Origin of the sequence: Pseudonocardia ammonioxydans (assembly GCF_900115005.1) — a bacterium.
GTDB classification, from domain to species: Bacteria; Actinomycetota; Actinomycetes; order Mycobacteriales; family Pseudonocardiaceae; genus Pseudonocardia; species Pseudonocardia ammonioxydans.
The window spans coordinates 69186-93865 of the sequence record NZ_FOUY01000018.1; the positions used below are offsets into that span (position 1 = coordinate 69186).

24 protein-coding genes are annotated in these 24680 nt (G+C 74.6%); 13 read left to right on the top strand and 11 right to left on the bottom strand.

The window, feature by feature from the left end; genetic code table 11:
• Nucleotides 1-128: 128 nt before the first annotated feature.
• Complete coding sequence (locus tag BM093_RS18070; RefSeq protein ID WP_177238550.1) at nucleotides 129-1076, top strand: LysR family transcriptional regulator; 948 nt, start codon at nucleotides 129-131, stop codon at nucleotides 1074-1076.
• 4 nt (nucleotides 1077-1080) lie between these two features.
• On the opposite strand, the gene BM093_RS18075 is transcribed toward BM093_RS18070, so the two are convergent.
• Nucleotides 1081-1299 (bottom strand): PLDc N-terminal domain-containing protein, encoded by a 219-nt coding sequence (locus BM093_RS18075; RefSeq protein WP_093345057.1) that lies wholly within the window; start codon nucleotides 1297-1299, stop codon nucleotides 1081-1083.
• A 234-nt stretch (nucleotides 1300-1533) separates the two neighbouring features.
• Here BM093_RS18075 and BM093_RS18080 point away from each other — a divergent pair, with 234 nt between their 5' ends.
• The 6 genes from BM093_RS18080 to BM093_RS18105 are packed head-to-tail and all read left to right on the top strand — an operon-like array spanning nucleotide 1534 to nucleotide 7660.
• A complete protein-coding gene (locus BM093_RS18080) occupies nucleotides 1534-2541 on the top strand; it encodes an Lrp/AsnC family transcriptional regulator (protein WP_093345343.1) in 1008 nt (335 codons plus the stop codon).
• Nucleotides 2538-3455: a polysaccharide deacetylase family protein gene (locus BM093_RS18085; RefSeq protein WP_093345062.1), complete on the top strand. Its 918-nt coding sequence runs from the start codon at nucleotides 2538-2540 to the stop codon at nucleotides 3453-3455. Before BM093_RS18080 ends, BM093_RS18085 begins: the two co-directional genes overlap by 4 nt.
• Nucleotides 3452-4753 carry an MFS transporter gene (locus tag BM093_RS18090; RefSeq protein WP_093345066.1) on the top strand — a complete coding sequence of 434 codons (1302 nt, stop codon included), beginning with the start codon at nucleotides 3452-3454 and terminating at the stop codon, nucleotides 4751-4753. Before BM093_RS18085 ends, BM093_RS18090 begins: the two co-directional genes overlap by 4 nt.
• Nucleotides 4750-5505 carry an SDR family NAD(P)-dependent oxidoreductase gene (locus BM093_RS36035; RefSeq protein ID WP_093345071.1) on the top strand — a complete coding sequence of 252 codons (756 nt, stop codon included), beginning with the start codon at nucleotides 4750-4752 and terminating at the stop codon, nucleotides 5503-5505. Before BM093_RS18090 ends, BM093_RS36035 begins: the two co-directional genes overlap by 4 nt.
• On the top strand, nucleotides 5502-6518 hold the full coding sequence (locus BM093_RS18100; protein WP_177238551.1) for a ketopantoate reductase family protein: 1017 nt from the start codon (nucleotides 5502-5504) through the stop codon (nucleotides 6516-6518). The genes BM093_RS36035 and BM093_RS18100 overlap by 4 nt, the downstream gene beginning before the upstream one ends.
• Entirely contained in the window at nucleotides 6515-7660 is a 1146-nt protein-coding gene (locus BM093_RS18105; protein WP_093345081.1) for a M20/M25/M40 family metallo-hydrolase, read from the top strand. The genes BM093_RS18100 and BM093_RS18105 overlap by 4 nt, the downstream gene beginning before the upstream one ends.
• Nucleotides 7661-7875: 215 nt before the next feature.
• Here the strand turns inward: BM093_RS18105 and BM093_RS18110 are convergent, their stop codons facing one another.
• From BM093_RS18110 to BM093_RS18145, 8 genes are all read right to left on the bottom strand, one after another.
• The gene (locus BM093_RS18110) at nucleotides 7876-9117 is read right to left on the bottom strand and encodes a four-carbon acid sugar kinase family protein (RefSeq protein ID WP_093345084.1); all 1242 of its coding nucleotides are present in this window, start codon (nucleotides 9115-9117) and stop codon (nucleotides 7876-7878) included.
• Nucleotides 9114-10493, bottom strand: a complete 1380-nt coding sequence (locus tag BM093_RS18115; RefSeq protein ID WP_218162813.1) for an MFS transporter — start codon at nucleotides 10491-10493, stop codon at nucleotides 9114-9116. The genes BM093_RS18110 and BM093_RS18115 overlap by 4 nt, the downstream gene beginning before the upstream one ends.
• Nucleotides 10494-10627: 134 nt before the next feature.
• A complete protein-coding gene (locus BM093_RS18120; RefSeq protein WP_093345089.1) occupies nucleotides 10628-11398 on the bottom strand; it encodes an SDR family NAD(P)-dependent oxidoreductase in 771 nt (256 codons plus the stop codon).
• Nucleotides 11395-12381, bottom strand: coding sequence for a 3-hydroxyacyl-CoA dehydrogenase family protein (locus BM093_RS18125; protein ID WP_093345092.1), 987 nt, complete (start codon nucleotides 12379-12381; stop codon nucleotides 11395-11397). The genes BM093_RS18120 and BM093_RS18125 overlap by 4 nt, the downstream gene beginning before the upstream one ends.
• 19 nt (nucleotides 12382-12400) lie before the next feature.
• Nucleotides 12401-13333, bottom strand: coding sequence for a sugar phosphate isomerase/epimerase family protein (locus BM093_RS18130; RefSeq protein ID WP_093345097.1), 933 nt, complete (start codon nucleotides 13331-13333; stop codon nucleotides 12401-12403).
• Nucleotides 13334-13439: 106 nt separating this feature from the next.
• On the bottom strand, nucleotides 13440-14177 hold the full coding sequence (locus BM093_RS18135; RefSeq protein WP_218162814.1) for a GntR family transcriptional regulator: 738 nt from the start codon (nucleotides 14175-14177) through the stop codon (nucleotides 13440-13442).
• On the bottom strand, nucleotides 14174-14923 hold the full coding sequence (locus BM093_RS18140) for a triose-phosphate isomerase family protein (RefSeq protein ID WP_093345103.1): 750 nt from the start codon (nucleotides 14921-14923) through the stop codon (nucleotides 14174-14176). The genes BM093_RS18135 and BM093_RS18140 overlap by 4 nt, the downstream gene beginning before the upstream one ends.
• Nucleotides 14917-16656: a dihydroxyacetone kinase family protein gene (locus BM093_RS18145; protein WP_093345106.1), complete on the bottom strand. Its 1740-nt coding sequence runs from the start codon at nucleotides 16654-16656 to the stop codon at nucleotides 14917-14919. The genes BM093_RS18140 and BM093_RS18145 overlap by 7 nt, the downstream gene beginning before the upstream one ends.
• Before the next feature lie 262 nt (nucleotides 16657-16918).
• Between BM093_RS18145 and BM093_RS18150 the strand changes: the two genes are divergently transcribed.
• From BM093_RS18150 to BM093_RS18175, 6 genes are read left to right on the top strand one after another with little or no spacing between them, the layout of a single operon-like run.
• The gene (locus tag BM093_RS18150; protein ID WP_093345108.1) at nucleotides 16919-18043 is read left to right on the top strand and encodes an AAA family ATPase; all 1125 of its coding nucleotides are present in this window, start codon (nucleotides 16919-16921) and stop codon (nucleotides 18041-18043) included.
• Nucleotides 17971-18987, top strand: a complete 1017-nt coding sequence (locus BM093_RS18155) for a DUF58 domain-containing protein (RefSeq protein WP_093345110.1) — start codon at nucleotides 17971-17973, stop codon at nucleotides 18985-18987. The genes BM093_RS18150 and BM093_RS18155 overlap by 73 nt, the downstream gene beginning before the upstream one ends.
• Nucleotides 18984-19973, top strand: coding sequence for a VWA domain-containing protein (locus BM093_RS18160; RefSeq protein WP_093345113.1), 990 nt, complete (start codon nucleotides 18984-18986; stop codon nucleotides 19971-19973). The genes BM093_RS18155 and BM093_RS18160 overlap by 4 nt, the downstream gene beginning before the upstream one ends.
• 25 nt (nucleotides 19974-19998) lie before the next feature.
• On the top strand, nucleotides 19999-20709 hold the full coding sequence (fabG, locus tag BM093_RS18165; RefSeq protein ID WP_093345117.1) for a 3-oxoacyl-ACP reductase FabG: 711 nt from the start codon (nucleotides 19999-20001) through the stop codon (nucleotides 20707-20709).
• A 35-nt stretch (nucleotides 20710-20744) separates the two neighbouring features.
• Nucleotides 20745-21521 carry an enoyl-ACP reductase FabI gene (gene fabI / locus BM093_RS18170; protein WP_093345124.1) on the top strand — a complete coding sequence of 259 codons (777 nt, stop codon included), beginning with the start codon at nucleotides 20745-20747 and terminating at the stop codon, nucleotides 21519-21521.
• A gap of 57 nt (nucleotides 21522-21578) precedes the next feature.
• The gene (locus BM093_RS18175) at nucleotides 21579-22640 is read left to right on the top strand and encodes a ferrochelatase (protein WP_093345129.1); all 1062 of its coding nucleotides are present in this window, start codon (nucleotides 21579-21581) and stop codon (nucleotides 22638-22640) included.
• Nucleotides 22641-22707: 67 nt separating this feature from the next.
• Here BM093_RS18175 and BM093_RS18180 read toward each other — a convergent pair whose 3' ends face one another.
• Complete coding sequence (locus tag BM093_RS18180) at nucleotides 22708-23346, bottom strand: class I SAM-dependent methyltransferase (RefSeq protein ID WP_093345132.1); 639 nt, start codon at nucleotides 23344-23346, stop codon at nucleotides 22708-22710.
• 85 nt (nucleotides 23347-23431) lie between these two features.
• A complete protein-coding gene (locus BM093_RS18185) occupies nucleotides 23432-24643 on the bottom strand; it encodes a tyrosine-type recombinase/integrase (protein ID WP_093345135.1) in 1212 nt (403 codons plus the stop codon).
• Nucleotides 24644-24680 lie beyond the last annotated feature (37 nt).

Here is a 24680-nt window from a genome sequence, read left to right on the forward strand (position 1 = left end):
GTGACGGCCAACACCATTTGCCGCTATGGTTGATTCGGCAGTGCGAATCAATTGCCGGTGACCTGGGCGGACGGCGCGCGCCGTGGCGGCTCCGGCCGGGTAGGGGCCGGCCGGAACCGGGGGTCGGGGTGGAACTGAGGTATCTGCGGGCGTTCGCGGTCGTCGCCGAGGAGCTCAACTTCCGGCGGGCCGCCGAGCGCCTGGGCATCTCGCAGCCGCCGCTCTCCCAGGTGATCAAGAAGCTGGAGCGTGAGGTCGGGACGGCGCTGCTGGCGCGCACCACGCGCCGGGTCACGCTCACCGCGGCGGGGGAGGCCTTCCTGGTCGAGGCCCGGCGCGCGCTGGACGCCGTGCAGGCCGCGACCGACCGCGCCCGGGAGGCCGCGGCCGGTCACTCCGGGCACGTCCGGCTGGGGTTCACCGGGCCCGGCTCGTACCAGGTGCTGCTGGACCTGGCGCGCCGGTTCCGCGAGGAGCGGCCCGGGGTGCGGCTGGAGACGGTCGCGCCGTTCCTGACCGGGGAGCTGCTGGAGATGCTGCACCGGGGTGAGATCGACGCGGCTCTCGTCCGGCTGCCCGTATCGACCACCGGGCTCCGGGTCCGCGAGATCACCCGGGAACGCTTCCTGGTGGCGCTGCCGGCCGAGCACCGGTTCGCAGACCGCACCGAGATCACCGTTCCGGATCTGCGGGACCAGCCGTTGATCGGGTATCCCGCCCGCCGGGGCTCCGTGCTCACCACGGCGATCCACGGCGCGTTCCACCGGCACGGGATGAGTCCGACGATCCGTCAGGAGGCGCCGGACATGCACACGGCCATGGTCCTGGCCGGTGCGGGTCGGGGGGTCGGGCTGGTGCTCGAGACCGCCAGGCATCTGAAGGTGCCCGGCGTCGTGCTCGTGCCGCTGTCCGGCGGTCCGGAGGTCCCGCTCGCCCTGGCCTGGCGCGAGGACGATCCGGGCCCTGCGCTGCGCGCCATGGTCGCGCTGCTCGATGACGGCGACAGCGACAGCGAGAGCGACGGCGGCAGCGACGGCGAGGGAGCCGGCGGCGGAATCGGGGCCGGAGCCGGCTGAGCGCTCAGTGCCTGCGGCCGCGCGCGAAGTAGGCGATCGGGCCGACGACGTTGACGAGCGCGGCGAGTGCCCATGCCCAGCGCGGACCGTTCACCTCCGATTCCCGACGCCGGGCCAGGTCCGTCCACGCGGCGCCGAGCAGCCCGAACTGCAGGCCCGCGGTGAGCACCACCAGGATCCGCCCGCCGGTACCGAGGTCGTTCCACTTCAGCTTCTTCGCCATGCGGTGATCTTGCCAGTCCGAAGCGGGGCGAGGTGATGCCGTGTGGTCGGCCGGTGATCAGCGGTTCGTCGTGGATCGGTGCCAGGTCTGGCACCGATCCACTCCGAGTCCGCGATCATGCTCAGCATCGGGGTGCGGCGGCGACCACATCGCAGCACGGTCGTCCCTCGTATCGACGAAATCCGTCACCCACATCTCTTGATGTGAAGGATTGCGTCATGCAGAGTGTCCGGCGTGACGGAGACCTTCCAGTCGGACGAGCTCGACGCGCGGATCGCCGGCGCCCTGCAACTCGACGGGCGGGCGTCGTGGAGCCTGGTCGCGCGTCAGCTGGGGGTGAGCGAGTCGGCCGTGCTGCGGCGGGTCGCGGCCCTGCACGCGGCAGGCCGGCTGCGCGTGATCGGCGTCGTGGACGTGCTGCGGTGCGGGTTCGGGGTGCCGGTGCTGGTGCGGCTGCGCTGCCGCCCGGGTACGGCGAACGCGGTCGCCGACGTCGTCGCCGCCCGCCCGGAGACCCGCTACGTCACCGTGCTGACCGGCGGTGCCGACTGCGCCGCGGAGATCGTCGTCCCCGGCTACGCCGACCTGGCCCACGTCGTCGACGGCGGTTTCGGCGGGCCCGACGTCACCGCGGTCGAGTCGGCTGCGGTGATCCGGACGTTCGCCTCCAACCACGACTGGGACCCGGGCGTCCTCGACGGGGAGGCGGCGGCCGCGCTGCGGGCCGGGGCGCCGCCACGGCCGTTCGAGGAGGGCCACCCGGACGGGCCGCCCGAGCATCTCGACGCGACCGACCTCGCCGTCGTCGCCGCGCTCGGGGAGGACGGGCGGATGTCCTACACCGAGATCGCGAACCGGACCGGGGTCAGCGAGTCCACCGCCCGGCGCCGGGTCGACTCGCTGGTCCGCCGCGGCTGCCTGCGGTTCCGCACGCTCGCCGAGCCGGAGCTGTTCGGGTTCGGCGTCGAGTTCATGGCGTGGCTGTCGGTGCGCCCCGGCGACCTCGACGAGGCAGCCCGCACCCTCGCGGCCGACCCGGCGACCCGCTACCTGTCCGCCACCACCGGCACGTTCGGCCTGGTCGCCCAGGTCGCGCTGCGCCGCCACGGCGACCTCTACCGCTACCTCACCGAGGTGATCGGGACCCTGCCCGGCGTCGACCGGGCCGAGACCACCCTGCAACTGCGCACGCTCAAGCGGGCCTGGGCGCCGACGCCCGTGGCCCGGATGGAGGAGGCATGACCGACCCGACCCCACCCTGGCAGTGGGACGAGCCGACCTGGCGCGGCCACGTCGACCAGGTCCGCGCCGGGCGCTCGCTGGCCCCTGAGGCGTGGCCGGACGGCCGCCGGGTCGCCGTGGCGATCTCGTTCGACTCCGACCACGAGACCCCGGCACTGCGTGACGGCGAGGTGCTGCCCGGCAAGCTCGCCCAGGGCGAGTACGGCGCCCGCGTCGGTGTGCCCCGGATCCTGGACCTGCTGGAGCACCAGGGTGTCCCGGCGACGTTCTTCGTGCCCGCGGTGTCCGCGCTGCTGCACGACGGCGAGGTCGCCGCCTACGCCGCCGCCGGCCACGAGGTCGCGCTGCACGGCTGGATCCACGAGCGCAACACCGCCCTGGACCGCGACAGCGAGCGGGACCTGATGCTGCGCGCCGCCGACGTCCTCGAACGGCAGGCCGGCACCCGCCCCACCGGGTTGCGCACCCCGTCCTGGGACTTCTCCGCGGCCACCCTGGACCTGGTCCGCGAGCTGGGACTGGCCTACGACTCGTCGCTGATGGCCGACGACGAGCCCTACGAGCTGCTCTCGCGCGGAGAACCGACCGGCGTCGTCGAGCTGCCGGTGGAGTGGATCCGCGACGACGCGCCGTACTTCATGATGGAGCGGTTCGCGTCGCTGCGGCCCTACACCCCGCCGCGCGAGGTGGGCCGGATCTGGCGCGACGAGTTCGACGCCGCCCGGGCGCAGGGCGGGCTGTTCCAGCTCACCCTGCACCCGCACATCATCGGGCACCGGTCGCGGATGGTGGTGCTCGCCGAGCTGCTCGAGCACATCGCGGGCACCGGTGACGCCTGGTTCGCCACGCACGCCGACGTGGTCGCGCACGTCGGCACCCGGCTCGCCGGCGCAGAGCCCGGGGTGACCGCATGACCGCCACCGTCGCGGGCGGCACCCGGCTCGCCCCGCACCAGCGCAAGGCGCTCGTCGCCGGCGCCGTCGGCAACACCGTCGAGTGGGTCGACTGGGCCGTCTACGCCACGTTCGCTCCGATCTTCGCCGCGCAGTTCTTCGCCCCCGGCGACCCGACCGCGGCCCTGCTCTCGACGATGGGCGTGTTCGCGGTCGGCTTCGTGATGCGCCCGATCGGCGGTGCGGTGCTCGGTGCCTACGCCGACCGGCACGGCCGCAAGAAGGGGCTCACGCTCACCATCGGGCTGATGTCCGGCGCGTCCGCGGTGATCGCCGTCGCGCCGACCTACGACTCCGTCGGGCTGCTCGCCCCGCTGATCCTGCTGCTGGCCCGCCTGGTCCAGGGGTTCTCCGCGGGCGGCGAGTTCGGCTCGTCGTCGAGCTTCATGGTCGAGTCCGCGGCGCCGCGGCGCCGCGCCTTCGCCGGGTCCTGGCAGCAGGTCTCGGTCGGCGCCGGGACCCTGATCGCGGCCGGGATGGGCACGGTCCTGACCACCGTGCTCGACGAGAGCGCCCTGGCGAGCTGGGGCTGGCGGGTCGCGTTCGGGGTCGGCGCGCTGCTCGGCCTGATCGGGCTGTGGCTGCGCGTCTCGGTGTCGGAGACCGAGGCCTTCGCCGCGCTGACCGAACGGGCCGCCGAGCAGGCCGCGCCGCGCCGCAACGCGTTCGTCGTGATGGTCCGCGACCACCCCCGCGCCGCGCTGCGGGTCGTCGGGATCACGATCGCGGGCACGCTGATCTACTACATCTGGGTCAGCTTCATGCCGACCTACGCCCACATCGCCACCGGCATCCCGCTGCGGGACGCGTTGCTGGCCAACACGATCGCCCTGGTCGCGTTCCTGGTGCTGCTGCCCTTCGGCGGGATCCTGTCCGACCGGGTCGGCCGCAAGCCCACGATGCTGGCGTTCGCGGGCGGGTTCGTGCTGTTCGCGTGGCCGGCGTTCCACTTCCTCGGCGACAGCTTCTGGGGCCTGCTGACCATCGAGCTGATCGGGATGGTGCTGATCGTCGGGTACTCGGCGAACTGCGCCGTGGTGATGGCCGAGCAGTTCCCGGCCGAGGTGCGCAGCACCGGGATCGGGCTGCCGTACGCGCTGGCCGTGGCGCTGTTCGGGGGCACCGCCCCGTACGTCACGACCTGGCTGACCACCCACGAGCACGGCGACCTGGTGTGGCTCTACGTCGCGGTCGCCGCGCTGATCGGGGTCGCGGTCTACGCGACCATGCCGGAGACGAAGGGACGCGCGCTGTCGTGAGGCACGTACTGATCACCGGGGCCGCCGGGGGCATCGGCGCCGCGATCGCCGCCCGCTTCGCCGCCGACGACGTCCGGCTCACCCGCACCGACCTGCGCCCGCCCGGGCCGGGCGGCGACCGGCTGCCGGGAGTGTTCCGGACGGCCGACCTGACCGGCCCGGGCGTCGCCGACGAGCTGATCGACCCGGCCGACCCGCCGGACGTCCTCGTCAACGCGGCCGGGACCTACCCGGCCCGGCCCCTGCTGCAGATGACGCCCGCCGACTGGGACCGGGTGCAGGCGGTGAACGTCCGCGCACCGATGGCGCTCACCGTCGCGTGCGCGAACGCGCTGATCGCGGCCGGGCGGCCGGGTGCGGTCGTCAACATCTCCTCGGGCGCGGCCACCCGCGCCCGCCCGGGCGCGGCGCACTACGCCACCTCCAAGGCCGCGCTGGAGATGCTCACCCGCGCCTGCGCGGTCGAGCTGGGCCCGCACGGGGTCCGGGTCAACGCGGTCGCACCGGGGTTCGTGACCGTCGACAGCGAGGCCAACCCGGTCACCGAGGCCTACGCCGACGCGGTGTCGCGCAACCCGCTCGGGCGCCGCGGGGACCCGGCCGACATCGCCGGTGCGGTGCACTGGCTGTGCGGACCGGACGCGGGGTGGACGACCGGTGCGGTGCTGCGGGTCGACGGCGGCGCCACCGCCGGGACGGGCGAGCTGCCCCTGCACTGGACCGGCGAGACGTCCGTGCAGGCCGCGTCGTGACCGGCCGCTACACCGTCGTCGGGGCCGGCGCGATCGGCGGCACCCTGGCGGCGCACCTGCACCGGGCCGGACACGACGTCGACGTCGTCGACACCGACCCCGGCCACGTCGCGGCCATCCGGGCGGACGGTCTGCGCCTGCGCCATCCCGGTGGCGGCGAGACCGTCGCCCGCGTCCCGGCCGCGCTGCCCGAGCCGGGCGCCGGCGAGCTGGGTGCCGTCCTGCTCGCGGTGAAGGCGCAGGCCACCGGGGCGGCGCTGGACTGGATCGCGCCGCGGCTCGCCCCCGGCGGGTGGGTGGTGTCGCTGCAGAACGGCCTCAACGAGGACGCCATCGCCGCCCGGATCGGCGCCGGGCGCACGGTCGGGGCGTTCGTCAACCTGTTCGCCGACGTCGAGGGGCCGGGTGCGATCCGGGACGGCGGCCGCGGCGCGCTGGTGGTCGGGGAGACCGACGGCCGGCGCAGCGACCGCGTCGAGGATCTGGTCGCGGACCTGCAGGCATGGGGCCCGGCCCGGGCCACCGGCAACGTGACCGGGTTCCTGTGGTCGAAGCTCGCGTTCGGGTCGATGCTCACCGCGACCGCGCTGGCCGACGCACCGATGGCGCGGCTGATCGACCGGCACCGTGCGGTGATGCACCGGTTGGCCGGCGAGGTGCTCGCCGTCGCGCGGGCCCGGGGGATCACCCCCGAGCCGTTCGACCACTGGGATCCGGACGGCTACCCGGCGGGCGGCGCCCCGGGCGAGGCCGACCGCGCGACCGACCGGCTCGTGGCCTGGCTGGCGACGATGCCCAAGGACCGCAGCGGCATCTGGCGCGACATCGCCGTGCGGCGCAGGCCGGTCGAGGTGCACGATCACTACGCGCCGGTGCTCGCCGCGGCCGGGGAGGCCGGCGTCGGCGTCCCGGTGCTGCGGACGCTGCTGTCCCGGCTGGCCGACGTCGAGCACGGCCGGGCACCGATGAGCGAAGAGCACCTGCGGGTGCTCGAGGAGGTGGGAGCCCGATGAGCCCGACCCTGCCCGAGCGCGCGCGGGCGGCGCTGCCGTCGATGCTCGACGACCTGCGCGGCTACGTCGAGATCGAGACCCCGAGCGACGACCGTGCCGCCCTGGAGCGGGGGCTGTCCTGGTTGGACGCGCTGGTGGCCGAGCGGCTGGGACCGGCCGCGTCGTCGTCCACGGTGGACGGCGGCGAGCTCGGCGACGCGCGGCTGCTGGAGTACGACGGCTCGGCCGCCGAGCCGGTGCTGCTGCTGGCGCACTACGACACCGTGTGGCCGATCGGGACGCTGGCCGGGATGCCGTTCGCCGTCGACGGCGACCGGATCACCGGGCCCGGGGTGTTCGACATGAAGGCGGGCCTGGTCCAGGCGCTGTGGGCCCTCCGGATCGCCCGCGAGGCGGGTCTCGCGCTGCCGCCGATCCGGCTGCTGCTCACCGGCGACGAGGAGATCGGGTCACCGGTGTCCCGGCCGGTGATCGAGAAGGCGGCGGTGGGCGCGTCGGCCGGTCTGGTGTTCGAGGCCGCCGGCCCGGGGGCGGCGGTGAAGACCGCGCGCAAGGGGGTCGGGATCTTCCGGGTCGACGTCGACGGGGTCGAGGCGCACGCGGGGCTGGACCCGACGGCCGGGGCGAGCGCGGTCGACGAGCTGGCCCGGGTGGTGCTCGACCTGCACGCCGCCCGCGACCTCGAGGCCGGGACCAGCGTCAACGTCGGCGTCGTCGGGGGCGGTACCCGGACCAACGTGACCGCCGGGCACGCCTGGGGTGAGATCGACGTGCGGGTGTCGAGCACGGCCGAGATCGCCCGGATCGAGCAGGTGCTCGACGGGCTGGCGGCCCGGCACCCGGACGCCGCCGTGCGGGTGTCGGGGGAGTGGAACCGCCCGGTGATGGAGCGGACCCCGCGGACCGCCGAGCTCTACGACCTCGCCCGCACCGCGGCGTCCGGGATCGGAGTCGAGCTCGCCGAGGTCGCGGTCGGCGGGGCGAGCGACGCGAACTTCCTCGCCCCGCTCGGCCTCGGCGTGCTCGACGGCCTCGGGGCGGTCGGTGCCGGGGCGCATGCCCGGCACGAGCACGCCCTGGTGTCGGGGATGGTCCGGCAGACCGCGCTCACCGCCGCGGTGCTGCACGCGCTCGCGGGCTGACCCGGCCGGCCGGGCTCACGGACCGTGGGGTCGACGAGCTGTCCGGCGGGGAACGGCAGCGGGTGTGGATCGCGCTCGCGCTCGCGCAGGGCCCGGCGACGATGACGCGCTGGTCACCTCGGACCCGCTCACCGGGATCCCGCTGGTGCTGCAGCGGCCGCACCGACGGTCTCCCGCGTTCCGCGGCACCGGCCGAGGCCGGCCGGTCGCGGTCGTCAGGCTCCGACCGCGGTCAGTGCGGCGTCGAGCGCGTCGTCGTCGCCGACGTTTCCGGGCACCACGACCTGCACGACCGCCCGGCCGTCGGGGGTCCACAGGTCCCACACCGACACCCCGGGCAGCACCTGCCCACGCACCCGGGCCGAGGTGGCACCGAGCCCGTCGCGGGCGATCTGCGCACCGGTGATCCCGCCCTTGGTGACGACGACGTCGATCCGGTCCCGCAGCCGTGCCACCACCCCGGCGAGCACCTGCATCACCGCCTCGCCGTGGGCGAGGGTGCTGTGTTCGGCGCGGCGTTCCCGCTCGCTGGCGAGCGCGGCGTACCCGGCGTCGAGGGCCGCGGCGCACGCCTCGGCCGGCGCGTCCACCGACGACCCCGGTCCGGCCAGCGCCGCATCGGTGTCGACGACGACGGGGGCCGCCCGGCGCGCCGACGCCGCGGCCAGCTGGCGGGTGGCCGCTCCGGTGTGCGAGCCGCACACCAGCAGCGTCCGGCCCGGGCCCGCCACCGGCACCTCCAGCAGCCCGTCGCTGGTCACCCCGGCGACGGCGGCGGCCAGCGGCGCGCCGCCGCGGGCCACCAGGTCGCGGCGCGGCCACGCCGCCCGCAACGCCGCGGCGATCCGGACGACGTCGGCGTCGTCGTGCACGTCCGGGAGCAGGACCTCGCCGTCGGCCGCACCGGCCAGCACCTCCGCGAGCTCGGCGGACCGGACGACGTCCACCGGAACGGCCACCGGCGTCCGCCCGGACCGCTCGCGCACGTAGTCGGGCAGGTACCCGTGGCGGTAGCCGAACACCGGGTCGCGCGCGAACTCGGTCTCGTGTGCCGGGACCGTCCGCCCGCCGACGCGCACCAGGTGGGTGCCGTCGACCGTGGTGCGGCCGCCACCGGGGAACGCCGGGACGAACAGCACCGGGGCGTGCGGGTCGGCCGCGGCGCACTCGGCGAACACGTGCCCGCGCAGCGTCGAGTCCCCGCGCAGCACCAGCCGGACATCGGCGTCGAGCCGCCGGCCCGCCGCGGCGGCCTCGTCCCGGATCCGCGCGACGAGCGCGACGGCGTCGCCCTCGTCGAGGGCACGGGTGTTGGTCAGCAGGTACACCGCGTCGGCGCGGACCAGCGCCCCGGCCAGCACCTCGGCGTCCCACCGCAGCAGCACCTCCACGCCGGTGGCCGACTGGGTGCCGGTCGGGTCGTCGTCGCAGACGACCACCTTCACCGGCCGGGTCATCGGCGCGTCCCGGCGCCGGGGGTGTCCTCGAGCAGCTCGTCGGCGCGGGCGGTGAACAGCCGGGTTCCCCACAACATCGCCGCGGCGAGGAAGGCGAGCACGCCGAGCGAGACCACGCCCCACGCCCCGCTCGCGGTCGGGACGACGTCGTTGATCGCGGTCCGCATCACCGGCGCGACGAACCCGCCCAGATTGCCGATCGAGTTGATCAGACCGATGCCGGCCGCGGCGGCCGCCCCGGTCAGGAACGCGGTCGGGAACGCCCAGCTGATGGGGCCCGCGCACAGGAACGCCGAGACCGCCACGGTGATCGCCACGATGCCCAGCAGCGCGTGCCCGTTCGCCCCTGCCCAGGCCGAGACGAGGATCGCGACGCCGGTCAGCAGGAACGCGATCCCGCCCCAGTTGCGTCGCCGCCGGATCGTGTCGGCGTGCTTGCCGACGTAGTAGCAGAAGAACAGGCCGACCGCCCACGGCACCGCGGTGACCAGCCCGACCTCCCACCCGACCTCGCGCCCGATCAGCCCGGACACCTGCTGCGGGAGGTAGAAGGTCGTGCCGTACACCGCGACCTGCAGGCAGAAGTAGATCAGCGTGAAGTACCAGACCTTGCCGTTGACCATGGCCGACCAGACACCGCGCGGGCCGTCGGCGTCCTTGACCGCGTTCTCGTGGTCCATGACCTCCCGCATCGCGGTCTTCTCCGCGCCGGTGAGGAAGCGGGCCTTCTGCGGGGAGTCGGTGAGCAGGAACAGTGCGGCGATGCCGGCGACCACGGCCATCATGCCCTCGACGAAGAACATGACCTGCCAGCCCAGCCACGGGGTGAGCTGGTCACCGAAACTGATCAGCCCACCGGACAGCGGGGCGCCCAGCATCTGGCTGAACGGCTGCGCCAGGTAGAAGATCGCGAACAGCTGGACGCGTTTGCGGTTGGGGAACCACTGCGCCAGGAACATGATCACACCGGGGAACAGCCCGGCCTCGGTGACGCCGAGCAGGAACCGCAGGATCACGAACATGGTGTCGTTCGTGGTGAAGGCGAACGCGCTGGCGACGACGCCCCAGGTGATGGCGATGCGGGCCAGCCAGAACCGGGCTCCGAACCGGTCGAGCAGCAGGTTGGACGGGATCTCGAAGATCGCGTAGCCGATGAAGAAGATCCCGGCACCGAGCGCGAACGCCCCCGCGCTGACGCCGCGGTCGATCTGCAGGCCCTCCTCGGCGAATCCGACGTTGGTGCGGTCGAGGAAGGCGACGAAGTAGAGGATCACCAGCATCGGCATGAGCCGGGTGGTGGCCTTCTTCATCCCGGACGCCAGGTGCGGGCTGTCGAGCAGCTCCCGCGGTGCGCCGGACGTGGGAGTGGAGGACACGATCTCTCCTTCGAGGTCGTTTCCGAGCAGGGACCCGGCTCAGGTGAGGATCAGGACGAGGCCGGCGGCGACGAGGACGATCCCGATCGCGAGGAACGCGAGGCGGGACCGGCTCCAGCCGGGCAGCCCAGCCATCAGTGCATGTAGAGGCCGCCGTCGACGTTCAGGGTCTGCCCCGTCACGAAGCCGGCGTCCTCGCTGATCAGGTAGGCGGTCGCGGCCGCGACGTCGCGCGGGGTGCCGATCCGGGTCAGCACGCCGTCGGCCGCCATCGCGGCCTTGCGCTCGTCGGACAGGGTGCCGCCCATGATGTCGGTGTCGATCGGGCCGGGGGAGATCGCGTTCGCGGTCACCCCGTGCGGGCCCAGCTCGCGCGCCACCGACCGGATCAGGCCGACGATCCCGGCCTTGGCGGCGGAGTACGGCGTCTTCGAGTAGGTGCCGCCGCCGCGCTGCGCGGACACCGACGAGATCCCGACGATCCGGCCCACGCCGTGGCGGGCCATCGACCGGGCGGCCCGCTGGGTGACCCAGTGGGTGCCCTCCAGGTTGACCGACACGACCCGGCGCCACTCGTCGGCGTCGACGTCGAGGTAGGGGACGGGGGAGGCGACGCCGGCGAACGCGACCAGCGCGACGAGCTGCGGAAGCTGCCCCTCGAGGGTGTCGACGGCGGCCACGGCGGCGTCGCGGTCGGCCACGTCGGCGCCGGCGCCCGCGGCGCGCACCCCGTGCGTCGCGGCGACCTCGGCGGCGGTCTCGGCGGCCGCGGCGCCGTCGACGTCGATCAGGCCGATGTTCCAGCCGGCCTCGGCCAGGTGGAACGCGGTCGCCCGGCCGATCCCGCGCGGGGACCCGGCCCCGGTCAGGATCGCGGTGCGCTCGTCGGGGAACGGGGTGCTCACGGGGTCTCCTCCTGCTGGATCGGGGGCGGGCCCAGCTCGTCGAGGAGCTGCTGCATCCGCACGTAGGCCGTGTTGCGGTAGGCGACGAGCTCGGGCACCCGCTCGGCAGGCACGTCGAGGAAGCCGCCGCCGGACTTGGTGCCCAGCCGCCCGGCGTCGACGTGCTCGGCGAGCGCGCGCGGGGTCGCGAAGCGCTCCGGCCAGCGGCCCTGCAGCGACTCGAAGCAGAACTTGTAGACGTCCAGGCCGGCCATGTCGGCGATGGCGAACGGCCCGAAGAACGGCAGCCGGAACCCGAACGTGGTGCGGACGATCGTGTCGACGTCCTCCGCGCTCGCCACGCCCTCGTCGACCAGCTGCGAGGCCTCGGAGAACAGCGCGTACTGCAGCCGGTTGAGGACGAAGCCGTCGGCGTCGGAGATCCGGGCCGGGTGCTTGCCGGTGGCCCGCACGATGTCCTCGACACCGGGCAGGATGCCTTCGTCGGTGCCGGCGTGCGCGATCACCTCGACCCCGGGGATGAACGGTGCCGGGTTGGAGAAGTGCACGCCCAGGAAACGCTCCGGGCGCTCGACGGCCTCGGCGATCCGGCCGATGAGGATCGTCGAGGTGTTGGAGCCGATCACCGCGTCCGGTGCGGCGGCCGCGGAGACCCGGCGCAGCACGTCGTGCTTGACGTCGAGCTTCTCCGGCACGGCCTCCTCGACGAAGTCGGCGCCGTCGACGGCGTCGGCGAACGACGGTGCGGCGGTGACCCGCTCGGCGATCGTGTCCGGGGCGTGCGCGGGGAACAGCCCGTCGGCGGCGAACCGCGTCGCCTCGGCGATCAGGCGCTCGCGGTTCGAGGTGGTGACCTCGGCGCCGGCGTCGGCGATCCGGACGCGGGCGCCGGCCAGAGCCAGGACCTGGGCGATCCCGCCGCACATGTAGCCGCTGCCGATCACCGCGACCGTGCGGCCGGTGAGTGTCCCCGTCGATGTCATGCGGTGGTCTCCTTCGAGGTCACGGGCGGGGGAGCAGGGTCCGCAGGTAGTCGCGGTTGGTGGCGCAGACCCCGAGCGAGTCGCCGCCGTACTGCTCCATCAGGAACGGTCCGCGGAAGCCGAGCGCCACGGCGTCCCGGACGACCTGGCGATAGTTGATGAGTCCGAGCTCCAGCGACGTCGGCGTGGAGGTGAACCAGGAGCCGTCGCCGGCCGCGTCCCGGGCGTAGTTCTTCACGTGCCAGTAGTTGGCGTACGGCAACGTCGTGGCGTGCATCTCGCGCCAGTCCTCGATCGGCCGGTGCAGCCGGACGAGGTTGCCGATGTCCGGGTTGAGCCCCACGTTGTCCAGCCCGATCTCGTGGATGAGCTGCACGGCCGAGTCGGCGGTGCCGAGGTAGGTGTCCTCGTACATCTCCAGCGCCATCGGCAGGCCCGCCTCGCGGGCGTGCGTGCCGAGCTCACGCAGCCGGGCGACCGCGAGTGCGCGCGTGTCGGCGTCGTCGGGGTCGCGCCAGCCGGGCGCGGTCCAGAACCACAGCGCGCGGCGCTGCGCCTCGGAGAACGGGTGGTGCAGGCCGGTGGAGAACACGTCCATGCCCATCTCGGCGGCCGCGTCGATGGTGCGGTGGGCGTAGTCGAGGTTGCGTTGCTCGCGGCCCGGCTCCAGCACGCTCTGCCGCTGCACGTGCACGGAGATCATCCGGACCCCGTGCTCCCGGGCGATCGCGAGCAGCTCGGCTCGACGGCCCGGCTCCAGATCGGCCGGGCGGATGTGTGAGTCGGCGATCTCCAGCTCGGTGAACCCGAGCGCGGCGACCTCGGCGAACATCGCGTCCCAGCGCTCGGCCGGGGCGTCGTGCAGGGCGACCCCGTCCGGGCCGACCGGGGCGAACCCGTGCATGCAGACGGCGATGGGCCAGGTCTCGGCGGTGAGCTCCGCGGTGGACATGACACTCCTTCGTGTGGCTCTTTGAAAGATCCTATAGGATTGCGGATCGAGGTCAACCCGTTCCGGTGACGGGTCCGGTCCGGAGGTGGGTCGGGGTGCGGTCTGCTCAGCTGCCCGTCTCGAGGCGGAGCGAGCGTTCGCGGACGTTCTCCAGGTGCCGGTGCATCGCGGTGACCGGGGCCTCGGCGTCCCCGCCGGCGAATGCCTCCACGACGGCGGCGTGCTCGGCCACGGCCTCCTCGACGTCCGGTACGCCCTGCAGCGCGGTCTGGCGCATCCGGTGGATCTGGGCGCCGAGCGTCTCCGACATCTGCCACAGGTAACGGTTGTGGCTGTGCCGCAGGATCACGTCGTGGAAGGCGGTGTCGGCGGCGAAGTACTCGGCGGTCAGTGCCGGGTCGACCCGCCCCTGGGCCAGGGCGGCGGCCACGGCGTCACCCGCGCGGGCGTGCTGCCGCTGGGTCTCCCGCAGCTCGTCGAGCAGGTCCGGGCCGGCCGGCACAGCCATCCGGGTCGCGGTCGTCTCCAACATCAGCCGCGCGTCGAACAGCTCGGCCAGCTGCTCGGCGCCCAGCGGCGGCGCCACCCGGTAGCCCTTGAGCGCCTCCCGGGTGACCAGGCCGGTCCGCTCGAGCTGGACCATCGCCTCGCGGACAGGGGTGGGGGAGACGTCGAGCTCGCGGGCGATCGTGTCGATGCCCAGCCGGGTACCGGGTTCGAGGCCGCCGGACAGGAGCAGCTCGAGAATCCGCTCGTGGACGTGATCGCGCAGACCACGCCGTTCGATGCCGCCGCGCAGGCCGCGCTGTCCCATGCCGTCGCGCATGCCGGACGTGGGGCTCATCGGTCACCTCCGATCGTGAGTGCCTCGTCCAGGATGGCGGGCACCGCGGCCGGATCGTGCGCGAACCGCCCGAGGAACATGCCGTCCACGCTGCCGGCGATCCGTGGCAGCAGCCCGGGGCCCGCACTCCCGCCGTAGAGCACCCGGGCGTCCGGGAGGCCGGTCAGGTGATCGCGCAGGGCGTCGCCCATCTCGCGGACGTGCCCGGCCGGGGCCGGTTCCGGCGCGCCGATCGCCCACACCGGCTCGTAGGCGATCACCAGCGGCCCGCCGGCGCCCGCGGCCCGCGCAGGCGCCAGCGCGCGGTCGACCTGCGTCCGGACCTCGTCGGCTGCGCGCGGCGACCGCTCGGTCTCCCCGACGCACAGCACCGGGGTGAGGCGGTTGCGCAGGGCCGCGTGGGTCTTCGCGGCGACGACGGCGTCGGTCTCGCCGAAATGCGCCCGGCGCTCGGCGTGGCCGACCTCGGCCAGCGTGGCACCGACCTCGGCCAGCACAGCCCCGGACACCTCGCCGGTCCAGGGGCCGTCGTCGTGCACGGCGAGGTCCTGGGCGCCGATCGCGATCCCGGCGGGCGCAGCGATCTCGAGTGCGGCCGGGATCGTCGGGTACTGCGGCAGCGCGAACAGCCGGACCCGGCCGGAGGTGACCGCGTCGTGCGTCCGGGTCGTGGCCGCGACGGCGCGCAGCCAGCCCAGCGTGCGGGCGTGCGAGAACCAGGTCTTGAAACTGATGCCGATCAGCACTCCGCGGCCTCCCGCAGCCGTTCGCCCGCGGTCCGCACGACCAGCGCGAACGAGACCGCGCCCGGGTCGGGCGTGCCGATGCTGCGATCTCCGTGCGCCCGTGCCCGGCCCAGCCGTGCGCGCAGCTCCCGGGTCGCCTCGGCCGCGGTGGTCGCCTCCCGTGCCGCGGCCGCCCAGGCCGTGGCCAGGTCGTCCCCGGCCTCGGAGCGGGCGGCGAGTGCGCGGTGGAACGGCACGATCGCGTCGACCATGGTCTTGTCCCCGACGGCGGCACCGCCGGAGCGCTCGACGGCGCGTTCCGCGGCGCTCACCCCCGCGGCCACCCGCGCCGTGTCGGGTGCGGTGTCGTCGCCCAGCGCGGTCCCGAGCGCGGCGAGCATGCCTGCCCAGATCGCACCGGAGGCCCCGCCGGCCCGGTCGCCCCAGGCCTCACCCGCGCGCCGCAGGACGGTGCCGGCGCCGGCACCCCGCCCGGCCGCGTCGGCCGCGGCGTCACGGGCAGCCCGGCCACCGCGTTGCATGCCGATGCCGTGGTCGCCGTCCCCGGCGACCCGGTCGAGCCGGCCGAACTCGTCGGCGTGCTCGTCGAGGGCCGCGGCGACGTCGGCGAGCACGGCGGCGATCCGGGTGCCGCACTCCCGCGAGCCGGGGCCGGCCTCGGGGACGGGGAGGGGAGCCGTCCCGGCGGCTCCCGGCCCGCCGGGAACGGTGACGGCGTGCTGTCCGGCGTCGCGGCCGCGGCGGAACGCGGGGGTGTCGCAGGGTGCGCTCCAGAGCTGTTCGAGCTCGCCGGGGGTGTCGTCGAGCCAGAGCAGGGTGAGCGAGGCACCGGCCATGTCGAAGCTGGTGCAGAACTCGCCGACCTCGGGATCGACGACCTCGCACCCGGCCTCGGTCAGCAGCCGGTGCACCGCGCCGTAGACGACGAAGAGCTCCTCGTACTTCACCGAGCCCAGACCGTTGAGGATCGGGACGACGCGCGCACCGGCGCCGTCGGGAACTTCCGCGAGAAGTCCGTCGACCAGCAGCCCGGCCAGTCCGGCCGCGGTCGGGACGTCGGCCTCGTCGATGCCGGGCTCACCGTGGATGCCGAGGCCGACCCCCATCCGACCGGCCGGGACGTCGAACAGCGGCTCCCCGGCGCCGGGGAGCGTGCAGCCACCGAACGCCACCCCGAGCGAGCGGGTCCGGTCGTTGGCGAGCCGGGCGACCCGCTCGACGTCGTCGAGGTCGTGGCCCGCCTCGCAGGCGGCCCCGGCGACCTTGAACACGGTGAGGTCGCCTGCGATACCGCGGCGCCGGTCGCGTTCCTGCGGGCCGGCGCTGGACACGTCGTCGGTGACGACGAGTGTGCGGCAGTCCACCCCCGCGGTGCGCAGCCGCTCCTGCGCGGCGTCGAAGTTGAGGACGTCGCCGGCGTAGTTGCCGTAGGACAACAGCACCCCGCGGCCCTGGTCGGCCGTCGCGGCGACCGAGTGCACCTGCTGGGTGGACGGCGAGGCGAAGATGTTGCCCATCGCCGCACCGTGCGCCAGGCCCGGGCCGACCAGACCTGCGAAGGCGGGATAGTGACCCGAGCCACCGCCGACGACGAGCGAGACGGTCGGCTCGGCGGCCGCCGTGCTCCGGACGACGCCGCCCGGAACCGCACGCACCCAGCGGGCCGAGGCGGCGGCGAAGCCTGCGGTCATCTCGGCTGCGAAGTCGTCGGGATCGTTGAACAGACGGGTCATGCGGTCCCCCTCGTGGCCGGCGATGTAGTGCGGCAGATCCTATAGGAAGTGGGGTTGGTCGGCAGCGGGACGCCCGCTCGGGTCGACACCGACTCTCCACGCCTTCGATGTCAATGGTTCATTGACGCCAGCGTTCCGGCAACGAAACGACGACGACCCCGACCCGTCCCGACGAGCGAGCCGGCCGCCGGGGGAGCGGGGTCGCCCGGCGGGGAGCCGCCCTTTCACCGTGGTCACACGGACGTCGCGATGGGATGGCAGGGTGAGCAGCACTGGGCCGAACGCGACCGACGGCAGCCCGACGACCCCGGCCACCGACGCGGAGCGGCTCGAGCGCGCCGTGCTCGAGGTGAAGCGGGTGATCGTCGGCCAGGACCGCCTCGTCGAGCGGATGCTGGTCGGCCTGCTGGCCAAGGGCCACCTGCTGCTGGAGGGGGTCCCGGGCGTCGCGAAGACCCTCGCGGTGGAGACGTTCGCCCGGGTCGTCGGCGGCAGCTTCGCCCGGCTGCAGTTCACCCCGGACCTGGTGCCCGCCGACATCCTCGGCACCCGGATCTACCGGCAGGGGCGCGAGGAGTTCGACGTCGAGCTGGGCCCGGTCGTGGCGAACTTCGTGCTCGCCGACGAGATCAACCGGGCGCCGGCGAAGGTCCAGTCGGCGATGCTCGAGGTGATGGCCGAGCGCAAGCTCTCGCTCGGCGGGCGCGACCACCCGATGCCGGACCCGTTCCTGGTGCTCGCCACCCAGAACCCGATCGAGAACGAGGGTGTCTACCCGCTGCCCGAGGCGCAGCGGGACCGCTTCCTGTTCAAGCTGCTCATCGAGTACCCCGGGGTCGAGGAGGAGCGGGAGATCATCTACCGGATGGGGTCCACCCCGCCGGAGCCGACGCAGATCCTCACCCCGGACGAGCTGGTGCGGCTGCAGCGCACCGCCGCCGACGTCTTCGTGCACCACGCCCTGGTCGACTACGTGGTCCGCCTCGTCGTCGCGACCCGGCTGCCGGCCGAGCACGGGCTCTCCGACGTGGCGTCGTGGATCGCCTACGGCGCCTCGCCGCGGGCGTCGCTGGGCATCGTGGCCGGCGCCCGCGCGCTCGCGCTGGTCCGCGGCCGCGACTACGTGCTCCCGCAGGACGTGCTGGAGGTCGCTCCGGACGTGCTGCGGCACCGTCTGGTGCTGTCCTACGACGCCGTCGCCGACCAGGTCCCGGTCGACCACATCGTCTCCCGGGTGCTGCAGACCGTGCCGTTGCCGCAGGTCAGCGCCCGTCCGGGGGCGACGGCCGCCGCGGCGGCACCGGCCGGACCGGGATGGCCGCAGGCGCCCGGCGCGGAGCAGCCCGGCACCGGCCCGGCGGGCGGCGCGGGAGGTGGCCCGGCGTGACCGAGGGGGAGCCCGCAGGCACGACGCCCGACCTGGCGCGGCTGGAGGCCTCCCTGCGGACCCTGGAACTGACCGTGCGCCGCAAGCTCGACGGGCTGCTGCAGGGCAACCACGTCGGCCTGCTGCCGGGGCCCGGCAGCGAGCCCGGGGAGTCGCGGGCCTACCAGCCCGGTGACGACGTGCGCCGGATGGACTGGTCGGTCACCGCCCGCACCACCACCCCGCACGTGCGGGAGACGGTCGCCGACCGCGAGCTGGAGACCTGGGTGGTCGTCGACCTGTCCCGCAGCCTGGAGTTCGGCACCGCCGACACCGACAAGCGCCACCTGGCGCTGGCCGGGCTCACCGCCGTCGCCCAGCTGACCGCGGGCGGCGGGAACCGGATCGGTGCCGTCGTCGCGAACGGCGAGCGGATGCTGCGGCTGCCGGCCCGCGGGGGCCTGGCGCACACCCGCGGACTGATCCGCCGGGTCGCGACGGCCCCCGTGGCCCCCGAGGGCACCCGCGGGGACCTCGTGGGCGCGCTGGACGAGCTGCGCCGCCCGCCGCGCCGGCGCGGGCTGGTCGCGGTGATCTCCGACTTCCTCGGCGAGCCGGTGTGGGAGCGGTCGCTGCGCGCGCTGTCCGGACGGCACGACCTGCTGGCGATCGAGGTCGTCGACCCCCGCGAGCTGGAGCTGCCCGACGTCGGCTCGGTGGTCCTGGCCGACCCGGAGACCGGGCGCCAGCGCGAGGTGGAGACGACGCCGTTGCTGCGCCGCGAGTTCGCCGCCGCCGCGTCCGCGCACCGCGACCGCGTCGCCGACGCGCTGCGCCGGTGCGGCGCGGCGCACCTGACGCTGCGCACCGACCGGGACTGGGTGGCCGACATCGTCCGGTTCGCCGTCGCCCGCAAGCACGCCTGGTCCGGCGGCGGGCCGCACCGCGCGGGGAGGCCCGCATGACGTTCGCGAACCCGTGGTGGCTGCTCGCGCTGGTGATCGTCGCCGCGATGGTCGCCGGGTACGTGTGGCTGCTGCGCCGGCGGCGCCGCGACGTCGTCCGGTTCACCAACCTCGAGCTGCTCGAGACCGTGGTGCCCAAGCGCCCCGGGCGGTGGCGCCACCTCCCGGCGATCGCGATGATCGCCGCGCTGGCGGTGCTGACGGTGGCGCTGGCCGGGCCGCAGGCGATGGCGAAGGTTCCCCGGAACCGGGCCACGGTGATGCTGGTGATCGACGTGTCGCTGTCGATGAAGGCGACCGACGTCGCCCCCAGCCGGCTGGCCGCCGCGCAGGCCGCGGCCAAGCAGTTCGCCGACCAGCTGACCCCGGGCGTCAACCTGGGGCTGGTGTCGTTCGCCGGGACCGCGGCGGTGCTGGTGTCGCCGACGACCGACCGGGCCGGGGTGAAGAACGGCGTGGACAACCTGGCGCTCGCCGAGTCGACCGCGACCGGTGAGGCGATCTTCACCGCGATGCAGTCGATCGACACGTTCTCCCGGTCGCTGCAGGGCGGCCCGGACCAGGAGGGGGTGCCGCCGCCCGCCCGGATCGTGCTGCTCTCCGACGGCACCCAGACCGTGCCCGGGCCGGACGGGGAGAACGAGCCGCGCGGGTCGTTCACCGCCGCCTCGGAGGCGGCATCGCGGGGGATCCCGGTCTCGACGATCTCGTTCGGGACCAGCTACGGCTCCATCGAGCTCGACGGCGGCCGGACCCCGGTCGCGGTGGACGACGCGTCGATGGAACGCATCGCGACGCTGTCCGGCGGGCGGTTCTTCACCGCCGCGTCGGAGTCCGAGCTGCGCGCGGTCTACTCCGACCTGTCCGAGGAACTGGGCTACGAGGAACGCGAGGTCGACGCCAGCCGGCCGTGGATGATCGGCGGGTTCGTGCTGCTGATCGGCGGGCTCGGCGCGGGGATCCTGCTCGGCCGCCGCCTCCCGTGAGCGGTCGTGCGTTAGGTTCTCCCGCGTGGGACGCAGCGTGCTCGTGACCGGAGGAAACCGCGGCATCGGCCTGGCGATCGCCAAGGAGTTCGTCGCCCAGGGAGATCAGGTGGCGGTGACCTACCGCTCGGGGAAGGACGACGTGCCGGACGGTCTGCTGCCGGTGCACTGCGACGTGACCGACGCGGCGTCCGTCGACGCCGCCTTCACCGAGGCCGAGGCCGCGCACGGCCCGGTCGAGGTGCTGGTGTCCAACGCCGGGCGCAACGACGACGGCCTGCTCATGCGGATGGGGGAGGAGTCGTTCACCTCGGTCGTCGACGCCAACCTCACCGCCGCCTACCGGGTCGCCAAGCGGGCCTCGCGCGGGATGCTGAAGGCCAAGGGCGGCCGGATGATCTTCATCTCGTCGGTGGTCGGGCTGTCCGGCTCGGCGGGGCAGGTCAACTACGCGGCGTCCAAGTCGGGCCTGGTCGGACTGGCCCGCTCGGTGGCCCGTGAGCTCGGCAGCCGCGGCATCACCGCCAACGTCGTCGCGCCCGGGTTCGTCGACACCGACATGACGCGCGCGCTGCCCGAGAAGCGCCGCGACGAGATCCTCGGGACGATCCCGCTGGCCCGCTACGCCGCCCCGGACGAGGTCGCGTCCGTCGTCACGTTCCTGGCCTCGCCGGGCGCCGGCTACGTCACCGGGGCGGTCGTCCCGGTCGACGGCGGCCTCGGCATGGGCCACTAGAAGCGGCTCCGGCGAACCATCTGCGAAAGGACACCATGGGACTGCTCGACGGCAAGCGGCTGCTGATCACCGGTGTGATCACCGACGCCTCGCTCGCCTTCCACGCTGCGAAGATCGCCCAGGAACAGGGCGCCGAGGTGGTGCTCACCGGGTACGGGCGGATGCGCCTGGTCGAGCGGATCGCGCAGCGGCTGCCGAAGCCCGCGCCCGTCGTCGAGCTGGACGTGTCCGACCAGGACCAGCTCGACTCGCTGGTCGAGCGGATCACCCCGCACCTCGGCGACGAGCCGCGGCTCGACGGGGTCCTGCACTCGATCGGGTTCGCCCCGGCGGGCGCCCTCGGCGAGGGCGCGTTCCTGAGCGCGGAGTGGGAGGACGTCGCCACCACGATCCAGGTCAGCGCGTTCTCGCTGAAGTCGCTGGCGATGGCGTGCAAGCCGCTGATGGGGCCGGGGGCCTCGGTCGTCGGGATGGACTTCGACAACCGGCAGGCGTGGCCGGCCTACGACTGGATGGGCGTCGCGAAGTCGGCACTGGAGTCGGTCACCCGCTACCTCGCCCGTGACCTGGGCCGCGACGGCATCCGGGTCAACCTGGTCGCGGCCGGGCCGGTGAAGACGATGGCCGCGAAGTCGATCCCGGGCTTCGGGGCGTTCGAGGACGTGTGGGACCAGCGCGCCCCGCTCGGCTGGGACATGGGTGACCCGGTCCCGGTGGCGAAGACCGTCTGCGCGGTGCTCTCGGACTGGCTGCCCGTCACCACCGGGTCGATGGTGATGGCCGACGGCGGGGTGCACGCGGTCGGGGTGTGACCGGGGTGGCCGGGGCCCGCCCGGCGCGGCTGCGGGAGGGCGTCGATAATCGGAGGCGTGGTTGATGTTCCAGCGCCCGAGCGGTTCGACGCCATCCTGCTGCTGAGCTTCGGTGGGCCCGAGGCCCCCGACGAGGTCCGCCCCTTCCTGGAGAACGTGACCCGGGGCCGCGGTGTGCCGCCGGAACGCCTCGACGCCGTCGAGGAGCACTACCAGCACTTCGGCGGCGTCTCTCCGATCAACGCCCGCAACCGCGAGCTGGTCGACGCCATCGCCGCCCGCACCGAGCTGCCGGTCTACTTCGGCAACCGCAACTGGCACCCGTTCGCCGAGGACACCGTCCGGGAGATGACCGAGGCCGGGATCGGCCGGGCGCTGGTGTTCGCCACCAGCGCCTACGGCGGCTACTCGGCCTGCCGCCAGTACCACGAGGACATCGTCCGGGCCCGGGACGCGGTCGGGGACACCGCGCCCGAGCTGGTGAAGCTGCGGCACTTCCACGACCACCCGGACTTCGTGCGCGCCAACGCCGACGCGGTGCGCGCCGCACTGGCCGGCCTCCCCGAGGAGCAGCGCGAGCACGCCCGGCTGGTGTTCACGGCGCACTCGATCCCGAACGCCGCCGACGCCGCGGCCGGCACCCCGGACGAGGGCGGGCACCGGTACTCGCGCCAGATCGCCGAGGCCTCCGCGCTGGTCGCCGCGGAGCTGGGGGTCGACGACTTCGACGTCGTCTGGCAGTCCCGCTCGGGCCCGCCGCAGGTGCCGTGGCTGGAGCCGGACGTCGTCGACCACATCGACGACCTGGCCGCCAAGGGCGTCCCGGCGGTCGTCATCGCGCCGGTCGGGTTCGTCTCCGACCACGTCGAGGTCATCTGGGACCTCGACAACGAGGCGGCCGAGCGCGCGGCCGAGCACGGCATGGGCTTTGCCCGGGCGGCGACCGCCGGGCCGGATCCGCGCTTCGCCGACATGGTGATCGAGCTGGTGCGCGAGCACACCGACGCCGCGCCGGTCCGCCGGCTCGGCAGCGTCCCCGCGGGCGGCTGCACCCGTAACGGCGCGCCCTGCGCGGTGGACTGCTGCCTGCCGCAGCGGCGGCCGTCGCAGCCGAACTGACCGGGCCGCGGCACGCAGGGGGCGCACTGCGGCCCGGCCACGGCGGCGTGCCGGTCCGGGTGCGCGGTCAGCTCCGCCGGATCCGGGCCAGGTGTGCGGGGACCTCGACCCGGGTCCCGGCCGGTTCGCCGTAGGCATCGGCGAGCTCGGTGGTGACCACACCGCGGTAGCTCGCGGCGGTGATCTCCTCGACTGTCCACCCGGGACCGGCGAACGCGGCCTCGATCGCGGCGGCGTCGATCACCGGGCCGAACTCGGCGGCCGCGCCGGTCCGCGCGAGCGCGAGGACGTGCACGGCACCGCCGGGCCGCACGATGCCGGCCAGGGCGCGGGCGTAGCGGGCCTGGTCGGCGGCGTCGAACACGTGGAACAGGGCACTGTCGAGGACGGTGTCGACCGGGTCGAGGCCCGCCGGGTCCAGGGCGTCGGCGACGGTGAAACGGGCCGCCACCCCGGCCGCGGCCGCCCGCTCCCGGGCCCGCTCGACGGCGGCACCGGAGCCGTCGGCGCCGAGCACGTCGTACCCGAGGCGGGCCAGGTGGATCGTGTGCTCACCGGTGCCGCACCCGAGGTCGAGCACGGTGCCGCGGAACGCCCCGTCCCGGGCGAGCGCGACGACCGCCGGCTGCGGTCCGCCGATCACCCAGGGCGGGTCGCCGTCGCGGTAGGCCTGGTCGAAGCGGGCGACGGGCGGGGTGACGTCCATGGGTTCTCCTTCGCGGATGACGGGCACCACCCACCCTGCGACCTGAAGTGCGGTCGAGGTCAAGCCCCGGTGTGCGGCGAGCGGGTCACTTCGTGAGCAGGTCCGTGACGAGGTCGGCGGCGCTGCCGGCGCGGCTGCGCAGCGACCGGTCGTAGTGCCGGGTGGTCGCGATGCTGGCGTGCCCGACGTCGGCCTGGACGTGCTGGATGGGTGCCCCGGCCTCGAGCGCGAGGGTGACGTAGGCGTGCCGCAGGGCGTGCGGGTGCACGCGCTCGGCGACCTCGGCCAGCTCCGGGCCGGCGTTGCGGGCGATCCGGCGCAGCAGCAGGTGCAGGTCGTGGCGCGAGCACCGGCCACCGTCGCGGGTGGCGAGCATGGGGGAGCGGGGGGCGCCGGTGCCGCGGGCCGGGAGCGGGTCGCCGTACTCGCGGTCGCGCAGCAGCAGGTAGCCGGTCAGGGCGTCGACGGTCGCCTCCCCCGGGAAGACCTCGCGCACCGCGCCGCCCTTCCCGTGCACACGCAGCACCCGTTCCCCGCCGGTGACGACGAGGTCCGCGCGGTCCAGCCCGGTGATCTCCGAGATCCGCAGGCCCAGGCTGAGCAGCGCGACGTAGGCGACGGCCCGGCAGGCGTAGAGCTCGCGGTGCCGGGTGCGGTTGGGCAGCTCCGCCGCCGAGGTCCACAGTGCACGCACCTGCTCGGCGGTCAGCCGGATCGTGGGCGACGGGTCCCGGGAGGTCCCGGTGAGGCCCAGCCGCCCCCGGTGCAGCGCGGCCGGGTTGGCGTCGACGACGCCCTCCTCGGCCAGGAACCCGTAGAACGCCGACACCGTGGACAGCATCCGGGCCCGGGTCCGCTTGCCGGCGCCGGCAGCGTCGAGGGCGTGCAGCCAGGCCGTGACGTGCGCGGCGGTCGCCGCCCGCGGGTCCAGCGCCCGCCCGGCGCACCAGCGGAAGTAGGCCAGCCGGTGCAGCCGGCCCCGCCGGGCCGGGGGAGGAGCGCTGCGGCCCGCCCCCTCGCTCGCGCCCGGACCGGTGGGGGCGGTCCCGGTGACCGCGTCCGCCCACGCCGGGGGCAGGCCGAGCGCGTAGGCATAGGTCCGCCGGGTCTGCGCGGCGCCGTAGCCGGCCAGCCAGCGGGCGACCAGGGTGCGGAGGGCGTCGGGGTCCTCGACGCCGGGCCAGTCGGTATCGATCCCGGCGGACGCCCCGGCCGGGGGCCCCGGCAGCGGCGCATCGGCACGGCGGGGCAGCGCCTCGAGCAGGGTGCGCGCGGTGGGGAGGTGAGGGTCGGCCATCACCGACGATCGTGCCGTCAGCACGGGGCCGGGTCCG

What these genes read in the sequence shown, in the direction of transcription:
- BM093_RS18075 (WP_093345057.1), bottom strand. Translation starts at nt 1,299, where the DNA reads ATGGCGAAGAAGCTGAAGTGGAACGACCTCGGTACCGGCGGGCGGATC.
- BM093_RS18085 (WP_093345062.1), top strand. Translation starts at nt 2,538, where the DNA reads ATGACCGACCCGACCCCACCCTGGCAGTGGGACGAGCCGACCTGGCGC.
- BM093_RS18090 (WP_093345066.1), top strand. Translation starts at nt 3,452, where the DNA reads ATGACCGCCACCGTCGCGGGCGGCACCCGGCTCGCCCCGCACCAGCGC.
- BM093_RS18105 (WP_093345081.1), top strand. Translation starts at nt 6,515, where the DNA reads ATGAGCCCGACCCTGCCCGAGCGCGCGCGGGCGGCGCTGCCGTCGATG.
- BM093_RS18110 (WP_093345084.1), bottom strand. Translation starts at nt 9,117, where the DNA reads ATGACCCGGCCGGTGAAGGTGGTCGTCTGCGACGACGACCCGACCGGC.
- BM093_RS18125 (WP_093345092.1), bottom strand. Translation starts at nt 12,381, where the DNA reads ATGACATCGACGGGGACACTCACCGGCCGCACGGTCGCGGTGATCGGC.
- BM093_RS18130 (WP_093345097.1), bottom strand. Translation starts at nt 13,333, where the DNA reads ATGTCCACCGCGGAGCTCACCGCCGAGACCTGGCCCATCGCCGTCTGC.
- BM093_RS18135 (WP_218162814.1), bottom strand. Translation starts at nt 14,177, where the DNA reads ATGAGCCCCACGTCCGGCATGCGCGACGGCATGGGACAGCGCGGCCTG.
- BM093_RS18145 (WP_093345106.1), bottom strand. Translation starts at nt 16,656, where the DNA reads ATGACCCGTCTGTTCAACGATCCCGACGACTTCGCAGCCGAGATGACC.
- BM093_RS18155 (WP_093345110.1), top strand. Translation starts at nt 17,971, where the DNA reads ATGGCCGCAGGCGCCCGGCGCGGAGCAGCCCGGCACCGGCCCGGCGGG.
- BM093_RS18160 (WP_093345113.1), top strand. Translation starts at nt 18,984, where the DNA reads ATGACGTTCGCGAACCCGTGGTGGCTGCTCGCGCTGGTGATCGTCGCC.
- fabI (WP_093345124.1), top strand. Translation starts at nt 20,745, where the DNA reads ATGGGACTGCTCGACGGCAAGCGGCTGCTGATCACCGGTGTGATCACC.
- BM093_RS18180 (WP_093345132.1), bottom strand. Translation starts at nt 23,346, where the DNA reads ATGGACGTCACCCCGCCCGTCGCCCGCTTCGACCAGGCCTACCGCGAC.
- BM093_RS18185 (WP_093345135.1), bottom strand. Translation starts at nt 24,643, where the DNA reads ATGGCCGACCCTCACCTCCCCACCGCGCGCACCCTGCTCGAGGCGCTG.